General features: G+C 76.0%; 7 protein-coding genes. 4 read left to right on the top strand and 3 right to left on the bottom strand.

Annotated features, from left to right (window positions below):
• The first annotated feature begins 135 nt into the window (after positions 1 to 135).
• The 4 genes from lepA (at position 136) to OF117_RS19930 (ending at position 9222) form a co-directional block, all read left to right on the top strand.
• Positions 136 to 1992, top strand: a complete 1857-nt coding sequence (gene lepA / locus OF117_RS19945) for a translation elongation factor 4 (protein ID WP_411969470.1) — start codon at positions 136 to 138, stop codon at positions 1990 to 1992.
• Between the two features lie 362 nt (positions 1993 to 2354).
• Positions 2355 to 6152, top strand: coding sequence for a BTAD domain-containing putative transcriptional regulator (locus OF117_RS19940; RefSeq protein WP_263554600.1), 3798 nt, complete (start codon positions 2355 to 2357; stop codon positions 6150 to 6152).
• A 19-nt stretch (positions 6153 to 6171) separates the two neighbouring features.
• Positions 6172 to 7575, top strand: coding sequence for an FAD-binding oxidoreductase (locus OF117_RS19935; RefSeq protein WP_263554599.1), 1404 nt, complete (start codon positions 6172 to 6174; stop codon positions 7573 to 7575).
• A gap of 231 nt (positions 7576 to 7806) precedes the next feature.
• Positions 7807 to 9222, top strand: coding sequence for an FAD-binding oxidoreductase (locus tag OF117_RS19930; RefSeq protein ID WP_263554598.1), 1416 nt, complete (start codon positions 7807 to 7809; stop codon positions 9220 to 9222).
• Between the two features lie 37 nt (positions 9223 to 9259).
• Here OF117_RS19930 and OF117_RS19925 read toward each other — a convergent pair whose 3' ends face one another.
• The 3 genes from OF117_RS19925 to OF117_RS19915 form a co-directional block, all read right to left on the bottom strand.
• Entirely contained in the window at positions 9260 to 10225 is a 966-nt protein-coding gene (locus tag OF117_RS19925) for a zinc-binding dehydrogenase (RefSeq protein WP_263554597.1), read from the bottom strand.
• A gap of 75 nt (positions 10226 to 10300) precedes the next feature.
• Positions 10301 to 11500: an RNA polymerase sigma factor gene (locus tag OF117_RS19920; protein ID WP_263554596.1), complete on the bottom strand. Its 1200-nt coding sequence runs from the start codon at positions 11498 to 11500 to the stop codon at positions 10301 to 10303.
• A 5-nt stretch (positions 11501 to 11505) separates the two neighbouring features.
• On the bottom strand, positions 11506 to 11883 hold the full coding sequence (locus OF117_RS19915) for a YciI family protein (protein ID WP_263554595.1): 378 nt from the start codon (positions 11881 to 11883) through the stop codon (positions 11506 to 11508).
• Between the last annotated feature and the right edge of the window lie 475 nt (positions 11884 to 12358).

Here is a 12358-nt window from a genome sequence, read left to right as displayed (position 1 = left end):
CTCCCTCCACGAGCCCGTCCCCGCCCGAGCCCATGAGCTCCCGAGCCGATGAGCTCCCGAGCCCCATGAGTTCCCGAGCCCCATGAGTTCCCGAGCACCGCGCGGTGCTACGGGCGGCGGCGGGGTCGTGGGACCATGGCAGGCACTGTGACGACTCCTGCTGCCACCGATCCGGCCCGCATCCGGAACTTCTGCATCATCGCCCACATCGACCACGGCAAGTCGACGCTGGCCGACCGGATGCTCGAGGTCACCGGGATCATCGAGGCACGGCAGATGCGCGCCCAGTACCTCGACCGCATGGACATCGAGCGCGAGCGCGGGATCACCATCAAGGCGCAGAACGTGCGCCTGCCCTGGAGGCCAGAGTCGGGCGAGCAGGCCGGCACCGAGCACGTGCTGCACATGATCGACACCCCCGGGCACGTCGACTTCACCTACGAGGTGTCCCGGTCGCTGGCCGCGTGCGAGGGCGCCGTCCTGCTGGTCGACGCCGCGCAGGGGATCGAGGCCCAGACGCTGGCCAACCTCTACCTGGCGCTGGAGAACGACCTCACGATCATCCCGGTGCTCAACAAGATCGACCTGCCGGCCGCCCAGCCGGAGCGGTACGCCGCGGAGCTCGCGCACATCATCGGCTGCGACCCCGACGACGTCCTCCGGGTCAGCGGGAAGACCGGCGAGGGCGTGCCCGAGCTGCTCGACGCGATCGTCACGCAGATCCCCGCCCCCGAGGGCGCCGCCGACGCCCCCGCCCGGGCGATGATCTTCGACAGCGTGTACGACATCTACCGCGGCGTGATCACCTACGTCCGCGTCGTCGACGGCCGCATCTCCGCCCGCGAGCGGATCAAGATGATGTCGACCGGCGCCACCCACGAGCTGCTCGAGATCGGGGTCATCTCGCCGGAGCCCAAGCCGGTCGACAGCCTCGGCGTCGGCGAGGTCGGCTACTTCATCACCGGGGTGAAGGACGTCCGCCAGTCGCGGGTCGGTGACACCGTCACCCTGCAGCACCGGCCGGCGGAGCAGTCGCTCGGCGGCTACCGCGACCCCAAGCCGATGGTCTACTCCGGGCTCTATCCCATCGACGGCAGCGAGTACCAGCTGCTGCGCGAGTCGCTGGACAAGTTGCTGCTCAACGACGCCGCCCTGGTCTACGAGCCGGAGACCTCCGCCGCGCTCGGCTTCGGCTTCCGGGTCGGCTTCCTCGGGCTGCTGCACCTGGAGATCGTCCGCGAGCGGCTGGAGCGGGAGAGCGGCCTGAGCCTGATCTCCACCGCGCCCAACGTCGTCTACCGGGTGGTCATGGAGGACGGAACCGAGCGCACCGTCACCAACCCCAGCGACTGGCCCGGCGGCAAGATCGCCACCGTCCACGAGCCGGTGGTCAGCGCGACGATCATTGCGCCCAGCGACTACACCGGCACGATCATGGAGCTGTGCCAGAGCCGGCGAGGCTCGCTCACCGGCATGGACTACCTGAGCGAGTCGCGGGTCGAGCTCCGCTACACGCTGCCCCTCGGCGAGATCATCTTCGACTTCTTCGACGCGCTGAAGTCGCGCACCCGCGGCTACGCCTCCCTCGACTACGCCGAAGCCGGCGAGCAGGAGGCGCAGTTGGTGAAGGTCGACATCCTGCTGCAGGGCGAGCCGGTCGACGCGTTCAGCGCCATCGTGCACAAGGACAAGGCGTACAGCTACGGCGTGATGATGGCCGGCAAGCTGCGCGAGCTCATCCCGCGCCAGCAGTTCGAGGTGCCCATCCAGGCCGCCGTCGGCAGCCGCGTCATCGCCCGCGAGACCGTCCGCGCCATCCGCAAGGACGTGCTGGCCAAGTGCTACGGCGGTGACATCACCCGCAAGCGCAAGCTGCTGGAGAAGCAGAAGGAGGGGAAGAAGCGGATGAAGATGGTGGGTCGGGTCGAGGTCCCCCAGGAGGCCTTCGTCGCCGCCCTCTCCAACGCCGAGCCCTCCAAGACCGGCAAGTGAGCCCGGACGCCGCCGACCCGGGGGAGGGACCGGCCGCTGGTCCGGCCGGCGACGAGCAGTAGAAGGACCCTCCCGCCCCCCTCCGCTCGCAGGCTCGCGGCGGGCCCCTGCAGGGGGCCGGACGCCGACTGGTGGGCCGCCGAGCTCGGCCGGGACCTCCCGCCCGGCCGTCGGCGAGACTGCGCACCCGCGGCGTCGACCTGACCGGAGCGCTGCTCGGCGAGCGCTGGCGGGTCGGCCCGCTGTTGGTCGAGCAGGGTCCCGGCCAACCGGCCGGGACGGCGTCCGTCCGGCCGACCAGGGCCGCAGGGCTTCCGGGGTCGCGGCTCCCTCGTCTACCTTCCCCGCCGGGAGGAGGCGCTGTGGACGGCGGCACCGCGCAGCTGCGGGTCGGCCTGCTCGGTGAGTTCACGGCGACGCACGGCGACCGGCCGCTCGACCTGGGTGGGCCCCGCCAGCGCGCCGTCCTCGCCCTGCTGTTGCTCGCCCGAGGCGAGGTCGTGCCCGCCGACCGGCTCGCCGAACAGCTGTGGGGGGACCGGGCGCCCGCCGACACCGCCGGTGCCCTGCAGGCCTACGTCTCCCACCTGCGCCGCCGGCTGCAACCGGGCAGCGCCGCCCGCGACCGCTCGCGCGTCATCGTGAGCGAGGGCCGCGGCTACGCCGTCCGGCTGCCGGACGACGCCGTCGACGCCTGGCGCTTCGAGCGGCTGCTGCACCGGGCGGTCGCGGAGCCCGAGCCGGCTCGCGCGGCCGAGATGCTCGACGAGGCGCTCGGCCTGTGGCGCGGCCCCGCCCTCACCGGCTACGCCGACGAACCGTGGGCCGAGGCCGAGATCGCCCGGCTGAGCGAGCTGCGCGCCGTGGCACGGGAGCGCTTGTTCGCCGCCCGGCTCGAGCTGGGCGAGGCGGCCCTGCTGGTGCCCGACCTCGAGGCGATGGTCAACGAGGAGCCGCTGCGGGAGGAGCGCTGGCGACTGCTGGTCCTGGCGCTGTACCGAGCCCAGCGGCAGGCCGACGCGCTCGGCGCGCTGCGCCGGGCCCGGGACCGCCTGGCCGAGGAACTGGGGGTCGACCCCGGGCCGGCGCTGCGCGACCTGGAGCGGCAGGTGCGCGCCCAGTCGCCGGCGCTCACCGCCGGTCGGCGGCCCGGGGGCGCTCGGCCGCCGGTGGCCGCGACCGCGCCGCGGAGCGCTTCCGCGCCGGGCGCCGGCTCCGCCGCACGGCCCGGACCGTCGGTGCCCGGACCGCCGGCACCGGGACCGCCGGCACCGGGACCGTCGGCACCGGGACGGTCAGGACCACCGCCGGCGGGGATCGCACCGGCGGCGCGCCCGGCGGCCGCGGCCGGACCACCGCCGGACTACCTGCACGACCGCGAGCGGGAGCTGGCCGCCGTCCGGTCGGCCCTGGACGACCTGCTCGCCGGGCAGCCGCGGCTGCTGCTGGTCGAGGGCCCGCCCGGGATCGGCAAGACCCGGCTGCTCGCCGAGGCACGCCGGCTCGCCGCCGACCGGGGGGTCCGGGTGCTCTCCGCCCGGGGCAGCCAGCTGGAGAAGGCGTTCGGCTTCGGGTCGGTCCGCCAGCTCTTCGAGCCGGAGCTGGCCGCACCCGACCGGCGGGAGCACCTGCTGGGCGGCGCGGCGGCGGGCGCCCGGGGCGTCTTCGACCTCGCCGGCGACTCCACCGAGGGCTCCTTCGCTGCCCTGCACGGTCTCTACTGGCTGACGGTCAACCTCACCGCGGCGGGCCCGGTGCTGCTGGCCGTCGACGACCTGCAGTGGTGCGACGGCGCGTCGCTGCGCTTCCTCGCCTATCTGGTCCGCCGGCTCGAGGCGGTCCCCGTGCTCGTCGTCGGGACCGTGCGCACCGGGGAGCCGCACGAGGACGAGGAGCTGCTCACCGAGCTGGCGCTCGAACCGGCGGCCGTGGTCGTGCAGCCCGGCCCGCTGTCGCCGGAGGCCATCACGACCATCGTCGGTCGGCGCCTCGGCGAGCCGGTGTCGCCGCTGTTCGCGGCGGCGTGCGACCGCACCACGGGGGGAAATCCGCTGCTGCTGCGCCAGCTGCTGCGTGCGCTGGAGGCGGACGGCGTGCACCCGGACGCGGCGCACGCCGACACCGTCGTCGCGGTCGGGTCGCGGGCGGTGTCGAGCATGGTGCTCGTCCGGCTGCGCCGGCTGGGCGGCGACGTCCTGGCGGTGGTCCGGCCGGCCGCCGTCCTGGGGGACGGCGCCTCGCTGCCGGCCGTCGCCGCGCTCGCCGGCCTGTCCGAGCGGGACACGGCCGCCGCGCTCGCCGTCCTGGCCCGCGCGGAGATCCTGCGCGACGAGCAACCCCTGGCCTTCGTACACCCGCTGGTCCGCGAGGCCGTCTACCGCGACCTGCCGGCGCCGGAACGCTCCCTCCGGCACGAGCAGGCCGCGCGGGTGCTGCAGGCGGCCGGGGCCAGCGACGAACAGGTCGCCGCCCACCTGATGCTCGCCCCGAGGCGGGGCGACGACCGCGCGGTCGGCGCTCTGCGCCGGGCGGCCCGCACCGCGGCCGACCGCGGCGCGACCGACAGCGCCGTCACCTACCTCCGGCGGGCCCTCGAGGAACTGCCCGACGACGCGCAGCGGTGCGAGGTGCTCGGCGAGCTCGGGCTGCTGGAGGCGCTGCTCGACGGGTCGGCCAGCGCCGAGCACCTGGCCCAGGCCTACGTGCTGGAGCGCGACCCGCGCCGGCGGGCCCGGCTGGCCGTGGCGACGGCCCGCACGCACGTGTTCGCCAGCCCACCCGGGATCGCCACCGCCTTCGCGCGGCAGGCGGCCGCCGACCTGCCCGAGGAGCTGACCGACCACCGGCAGGCGCTGCTGGCCCTGGAGATGACGAGCGGGTACATGCACGCGCTGGACCCGGCCGGCTGGCGCCGGGCCCTCCCCGAGCCGGAGGGCGACGGCTACGGCGCCCAGATGCTGGCGGCCGCGCTCGCCTTCGACACGACCGTCGCGGGGGTCGACCGGCCGCGGGCCGTGCAGCTGGCCCGGTTCGCGCTCGAGGGCGACCGGTTGTGGAAGGTCGACAACGGCCTGTTCTGGGTGGTCGCGGCCATCATCCGCACGCTCGCCGACGACGACCTCGGCGACTTCTGGTCCCGGGCCCGGGCCGAGGCCTACGCGCGGGGCTCGCTGTTCGCGGCCATGTCGACCAACCTGTGGCAGGGCTTCTGGCACTGGCGGCGCGGGGACCTCGACGAGGCCGACTCGTGCCTGGGCACCGCGCTCGAACAGGACCGGATGTGGGGCGGTGCCGGGGCCGGCACGCCCTACGCGCAGGCCCTGCGGATCGGCTGCCACCTCGACCGCGGTGACCTCCCCGCGGCCCGCCGGGTCGCCGACGCCGCCCTCGCCCGTCAGGCCTTCGGTGACGGGGCGCGCCTGGTCGGCCACGCGATCGCCCGGCTGCTGGCCGTGGAGGGCCGCCCCGCGGAGGCGCTCGCCGCGCTGGACGCCGTCCCCACGCCCGTGCCGGTGCCCAATCCGGTGTGGAACCCGTGGCGCCCGACCGCCGCGCTGGCCCTGCGCGGCCTCGGCCGCACCGACGAGGCCGTCGCCCTGATGGAGGACGAGGTGCGGCTTCAGCGCCGGTGGGGTGCCCCGAGCCACCTGGGCGGGGCGCTGCGCCTGCTCGGCGAGCTGCGCGGCCGCGACGGGCTGCCGGAGCTGCGCGAGGCGGTCGCACTGCTCGCCCCGACGTCGGCGGCCGTCGACCTCGCCCGGGCCCGGTGCTCGCTCGGCAGCCGCGCCGACGTGCCGCACGACGAGGCGGTGCCGCTGCTGGTCGCGGCGATCGACGAGGCGCACGCGCGCGGGGCCGTCGCCGTCCGCGAGCGGGCCCGCGCGGCGCTGGGCGCGCGGGGCTGCCCGGACGACGAGCACCGCGGGACCGTGCGCCGGCCGTCGGTCACCGAACGCCGCATCCTCGACCTCACCGCGGCCGGGTTCGACGTGCGGCAGGTGGCCCAGCAGCTGCTCCTCACGCCCGGGACGGTCCGGGCGGCCGTCGAGACCTGGGCGGGCGTCGACCCGGGCCGCTCCGGGACGACGGACCGCACCGCCGTAGGCGGGATCGGCCTCAAGTCGCTCGCAAGTCCGCCGACGGATCGTGTGCCCACGTGACGAGAGGTCGGGGAGTTCCGTGACGCAGCAGCAGGCACCGTCGCTCGTGCAGTCGCCGGCCGAGGCGCTGCGCGGGCTGTGCGGCGGTGCGGTGCACCTGCCCGGCGACCCCGCCTACGACCTCGCCCGCGGCGGGTGGAACCTGCGGTTCGCCGACTACCCGGCCGCCGTCGTCTACCCGGCCTTCCCCGACGAGGTCGCCGCCGTGCTGCGCGCCGCCGCGGCCGCCGGCCTCGCCGTCGCCCCGCAGGGCACCGGGCACGGCGCCCCGCCGCTGGAGGGCCGGCTGGCCGGCGCCGTGCTGCTGCGCACCGCCGCGATGGCCGAGCTGTCGGTCGACGTCGAGCGCCGGTCGGCGCGGGTCGGCGCCGGGGTGCTGTGGGGCGACCTCACCGACGCGGCGGGACGGCACGGGCTGGCCGCGCTGCACCCGTCGTCGCCGGACGTCGGGGTCGTGGGTTTCTCGCTCGGCGGCGGCATCGGCTGGTACGCCCGCCGGCTCGGGCTGCAGTCCGCCGCGGTCACCGCCGTCGAGCTCGTGCTCGCCGACGGCACCTTCGTCCGGGCGACGGCCGACGCCGACGCCGACCTGTTCTGGGCGGTGCGCGGCGGCGGGGCGCCGCTCGGGGTGGTCACCGCCCTGGAGTTCGACCTGTTCCCGCTGCCCACCGTCGTCGCCGGCTACCTCGCCTGGGACTGGACCGCGGTGGAGAAGGTCCTGCCGGCCTGGGTGGCCTGGTGCGCCGACGCGCCGGAGGAGGCGACCACGTCGTTCCGGCTGCTGCAGGCCCCCGCCGTCGACGAGGTGCCGGCCGGGCTGCGCGGCCGCCGGCTGGTCGTCGTCGACGGCGCCGTCCTGGGTGACGACGACGCCGCCGCCGAGCTGCTCGCGCCGCTGCGCGCCCTGACCCCGGAGTTCGACACGGTGACCCGCGTGCCGGCGTCGACGCTGGTCCGCCTGCACCTGGAGCCGGAGGGACCCACCCCCGGCTACGCCAGCAGCATGCTCCTCACCGGCCTGCCCGACGCCGCGATCGCGGCCGTCGTCGAGGCCGCCGGCCCGCGCTCGGGCACCTCGCTCACCGTCGCCGAGCTGCGCCAGCTCGGGGGCCGGCTCGGCCGGCCGGACCCGGCCGGCGGTGCGCTGTCGTACCTGGACGGCGAGTTCCTGGCGCTCGGCCTGGCCCTGGGCGACGACCCGGCCGGGTGGGAGCAGCTGCGCGCCGACACCGACCGCTTCCTCACCGCGGTCACGCCGTGGGCCAGCGGCCGGCACTACCTGCCGATGCTCGACGACGCCACCGACACCCGGAAGGTCTTCCCGCCGGGTGTGCACGCGCGGCTGTCGGAGATCCGCCGCCGCGTCGACCCCACCGGGCTCTTCCTCGACCCGCACCCCGCGACGCCGGCCCGCGGCTGCTGACGTCCGCGGCTGCTGACGCCCGCGGCAGCTGCCCACCCGCGGCTGCCGACCGCCCGCACGCACCGGCGCGCGCGCCCACGCCCGGTCCCGCCCGCCGGGAACCGGGCGGAGGCACACACCCGCATCCCGGCCCCGCCGACTTGAGATCCGGCCCGCAAGGTCGCGGCAGGTGCTCCGCAAGCGGCCGCGTGCACGGTCCTCCCCGTCAGATCCAGCGACTGGAGGACCACCGTGACCGTCACCATCGACACCGCCGCGACCAGCACCGTCGTCGCCGCCGACATCGACTACGCGCCGCTGCGCGCGCAGTTGACCGGCACCCTGCACACCCCGGACGAGCCGGAGTACGAGGCGCTGGTCAGCCCGTGGAACCTGGCCGAGCCGATGCGCCCGGCCGCCGTCGTCGGCGTCCGCACGGCCGAGGACGTCGTCGCTGCCGTCCGCTTCGCCCGGGAGCACGGCATGACCGCCGGCGTGCAGGCCACCGGCCACGGCGCCAAGGCCGGCATCGCCGGGCACCTGCTGGTCGCCACCCGCGGCCTCGACGAGGTCACCGTGCACGCCGAGGGCTGGGCGCGGGTGGGCAGCGGGGTCAAGTGGGCCCGGGTCATCGAGGCCGCCGCCCCGTACGGCCTGGCCCCGCTCAACGGTTCGACCAGCGACGTCGGCGTCGTGGGGTACACCACCGGCGGTGGGGTGGGCCCGCTGACCCGCACCTTCGGCCTCGCCGCCGACCGGGTGCGCGCCTTCGAGGTCGTCACCGGCGACGGCGAGTTCCGGCGGGTGACGCCCACGGAGCACCCCGACCTGTTCTGGTCGCTGCGCGGCGGCAAGGGGGCAACCGGCATCGTCACCGCCGTCGAGTTCGACATGGTGCACCTGCCGACGTTCTACGGCGGGGCGATCTACTTCGACGCCGTCGACGCCGCCGCGGTGGTCGACCGGTGGCGGGCCTGGTCGGCGGACCTGCCGGAGCTCGGGACGACGTCGTTCGCGATCTTCCAGCTGCCGGAGATACCCGACGTCCCGCCGCCGTTGGCGGGGCGGATGACCATCGGCGTCCGGCTGGCCTGGACCGGCGACCCGGCGGAGGGCGCGCGGCTGCTCGACCGGATGCGCGCCGTCGCCCCGGTGGTGCTGGACGACGCCATGCTGCGGCCGTACACCGAGGTCGACCACGTGCACGCGGACCCGGTCGACCCCATGCCGGTCGCCGACCCGGCAACGCTGCTCCGCGACTTCCCGGCGGAGGCGGCCGAGCGGCTGCTGGCGCTGGCCGGCCACGGTTCGGACTCGCCCCAGGTCCTGGTCGAGGTCCGTCAGGTCGGCGGCGCCTACGGGCGGGAGGCCGAGCACGCCAACGCCTTCTCCCACCGGGCGGCCCGCTACAGCGTGCTGGCGGTGGGCCTGGCGTTCGACCCGCTGTCCGCGGCTCGCTCGGAGGAGCACGCGCAGGAGATCTTCGCGGCGCTCGACGACTGGGCGACCGGCGGGGTGTGGCCGAACTTCGGCCCGCCGCAGGACGGGGCGACCGCGCGCCGGGCCTACGACCCGGACACGCTGGCCCGCCTGGCCGCCGTCGTCCGGAAGTACGACCCGGACGGCGTGCTGGAGCTCGGCACGTACATCACCGCGAGCCAGAACTGACCGACCGACCGTGCACCCGCCGGGGCCGCGCCGCCCGTCAGATCGTGAAGACGATCTTGCCGGCGGTGCGGCCCTCGTGCATGCGGGCGAACCCGTCGCGCGCCTGCGTGAGCGGCAGCTCGACGTCGATCTGCGGCCGGATGCCGGTCAGCCGGCACATCTCGACCAGCGACTCGAGCTCCTGGCGGGTGCCCATGGTCGAGCCGATCACCGACAGCTGGGTGAAGAAGACCCGGTTGAGCTCGGCGCCGGGGTCGTACCCGGTGGTCGCGCCGGAGGTGACCACCACGCCGCCGGGCTTGAGCGACTTGATGCTGTGCGCCCAGGTGGCCTTCCCGACGGTCTCCATGACCCCGTCGACCCGGGCGGGCAGCCGCGCGCCGGTCTCGAACGCCTGCTCGGCGCCCAGCTGCAGCGCGGCCTTGCGCTTCTCCTCGCTGCGCCCGGTCACCCACATCCGGAAACCGGCGGCGCGGCCGAGCGCGACCAGCGCCGTCGCGACGCCGCCGCTGGCGCCCTGCACCAGCACCGTCTGCCCCGGGCGCAGGCCGGACTTGACGAACAGCATGCGGTAGGCGGTCAGCCAGGCCGTCGGCAGGCAGGCGGCCTCGGCGAAGGACAGCTCGGCCGGCTTGGGCAGCAGGTTGCGCTTCGGGACGGCGACGTGCTCGGCCATCGTCCCCTGGTGCAGCTCGGAGAACAGCGAGCGCTTCGGGTCCAGGGTCTCGTCGCCGGTCCACCCCGGGCTGGCCACCACGCTGTGGACGACGACTTCGTTGCCGTCGGCGTCGATGCCGGCCGCGTCGGTGCCGAGGATCATCGGCATCCGCTCCGGCGGCAGGCCGACGCCCTGCAGGCTGAACAGGTCGTGGTGGTTGAGCGACGCCGCCTTCACCTGCACCGTCGTCCAGCCCTCGGGCACCTCCGGATCGGGGCGCTCGCCGACCTCCAGCACGGAGAGCGGGTCGTCCGGAGCGGGGCGGGAGACGAAGGCGGCCAGCATGGTGCGGACGCTAACGGAGCGGTCGGCGGCGGGCGACGGGGACCCTGGTTCCGCCCGTCCGACCGGGAGGGCGGCTCAGCACCCCCGCTCCGCCGCCCGGCGTTCCAGGGCCGCCCGCTCGGCGGGGTTGCGGCTGCACGCGGCGGCGCGGCGCCACGCGGTCGCCGCGGCGGTCGCGTCCCCGGCCCGGTCGAGCAGGTCGGCGTGGGCGGCGTGCAGCGGGGCGTAGCCGTCGAGCCGGCCTTCCGCGAGCACCGGCGCGAGCAGCGCCAGCGCCGCGCGCGCTCCGTCGGCGCGCCCGACCGCCACGGCCCGGTTCACCGTGACCACCGGCGAGGGCGTCATCCGCTCGAGCAGGCCGTACAGGTCGGCGATGCGGGCCCACGGGACGTCGCCGTCCGGGAGCGCGTGCAGGGCGGCGATGGCGGCCTGCACCTGGTACGGCCCGGGCGGGGCGGTGCCGGTGGTCGCCAGCAGCGCCCGGGCCTCGCGGACCGCCCGCCCGTCCCACCGGGAACGGTCCTGCTCGTCGAAGGGGACCAGCCGACCGACGTCATCGGAGCGGGCACGGGTGCGGGAGTGCTGCAGAAGCATCAGCGCCAGGAGCCCGGCGGTCTCCGCGTCGTCGGGCACCAGGCGGTGCACCTGCCGGGCCAGCCAGATCGCCTCGTCGCACAGTTCGGCGCGGACGGCCGGTCCGTCGCCGCTGGCCAGGTGCCCCTCGGTGAAGACCAGGTAGAGCACGGCCTGCACGCTCGCGAGGCGCTCGCCGAGGCCGTCGGGGCCGGGCAGCTCGAAGGAGATGCCGCTGCGCCGGATCTTCGTGCGCGCGCGCACCAGGCGCTTGGCCATCGCCTCCTCGGGGACGAGGAAGCCGGCCGCGATCTCGGGCACCGTCAGGCCGGCCACGTGCCGCAGGGTCAGCGCGACCCGTGCCTCCACCGCCAGGGCCGGGTGGCAGCAGGTGAGCAGCAGCTGCAGCACGTCGTCCTCCCCGTGCAGGCCCGGCTCGGGTGCCGGCGGCACGGCGCCGTCGGCGGGCGCGCCGGGCGCGCTCCGGTCCCGGCGCAGCGCGTCGAGCGCCTTTCGCCAGGCGGTCGTGGTCAGCCACGCGCCCGGCCGGTCGGGGACGCCGGCCGACGGCCAGGTGCCCGCGGCCGCCGCGAACGCCTCGGAGACGGCGTCCTCGGCCAGCTGCAGGTCACCCAGCCGCCGGGCCAGGGTGGCGACCACCTGCGCGCGCTCCTCGCGGAACGCCCGCTCCAGGGGGTCCACCGACGTCAGCCGGCGGCCGCCGTCGCGGCGAGCATCGTCCGCGTGTCGGTGCCCGGCGTCACCGGCCGGACGTCGACGCTGCCGGTGCGCACGTTGGGCACCCGCGCGGCCCAGTCCAGCGCGCCGTCGAGGTCGGGCACGTCGATCACGTAGAAGCCGATCAGGTGCTCCTTGGTGTCGGCGAACGGACCGTCGGTCAGCAGCCGCTCGCCGTCGCGCACCCGCACCGTGGTCGCCACGGACGGCGGCTCCAGCCCCGCGCCGCCGACGAGGATGCCGGCCTCGTGCAGCGCCCGGGTGTAGGTGGCCCACTCCTCCACGCGGGCGGCGTCGGGGCTGCCCCAGGACTCGGGGTCGGCGGACAGGAGCATCACGTACTGCATCGGGGTTCTCCTCGGTCGGGGGACGCGCCGGTCGGTGCGTCCTGCCCTACCGACGCGCAGCTTGCGGCCGGGAGGACACCCCCGTCGAGGAATCCCGGTGCGAGCGCAGTCCGTGCCTCGGCCGCACCCGGCTCGTTCCTCGCTGCGATGCTCCCGCAGCTGTCAGCGGACGATGGCTCTGGTCCGCTTCCGCGCCGCGGTCCGCTCCTCGCTCGTTCCTCGCTGCGATGCTCCCGCGGCTGTCAGCGGACGATGGCTCTGGTCCGCTTCCGCGCCGCGGTCCGCTCCTCGCTCGTTCCTCGCTGCGATGCTCCCGCGGCTGTCAGCGGACGATGGCTCTGGTCCGCTTCCGCGCCGCGGTCCGCTCCTCGCTCGTTCCTCGCTGCGATGCTCCCGCGGCTGTCAGCGGACGATGGCTCTGGTCCGCTTCCGCGCCGCGGTCCGCTCCTCGCTCGTTCCTCGCTGCGATGCTCCC

The organism is Geodermatophilus sp. YIM 151500 (assembly GCF_025716945.1).
Taxonomy (GTDB): domain Bacteria; phylum Actinomycetota; class Actinomycetes; order Mycobacteriales; family Geodermatophilaceae; genus YIM-151500.
This window is presented reverse-complemented; position numbering and strand designations above follow the sequence as displayed.

Bases quoted from the DNA above. Each gene is read 5' to 3' on its own strand.
- lepA (WP_411969470.1), top strand. From the start codon at position 136: ATGGCAGGCACTGTGACGACTCCTGCTGCCACCGATCCGGCCCGCATC.
- OF117_RS19925 (WP_263554597.1), bottom strand. From the start codon at position 10,225: ATGCTGGCCGCCTTCGTCTCCCGCCCCGCTCCGGACGACCCGCTCTCC.
- OF117_RS19915 (WP_263554595.1), bottom strand. From the start codon at position 11,883: ATGCAGTACGTGATGCTCCTGTCCGCCGACCCCGAGTCCTGGGGCAGC.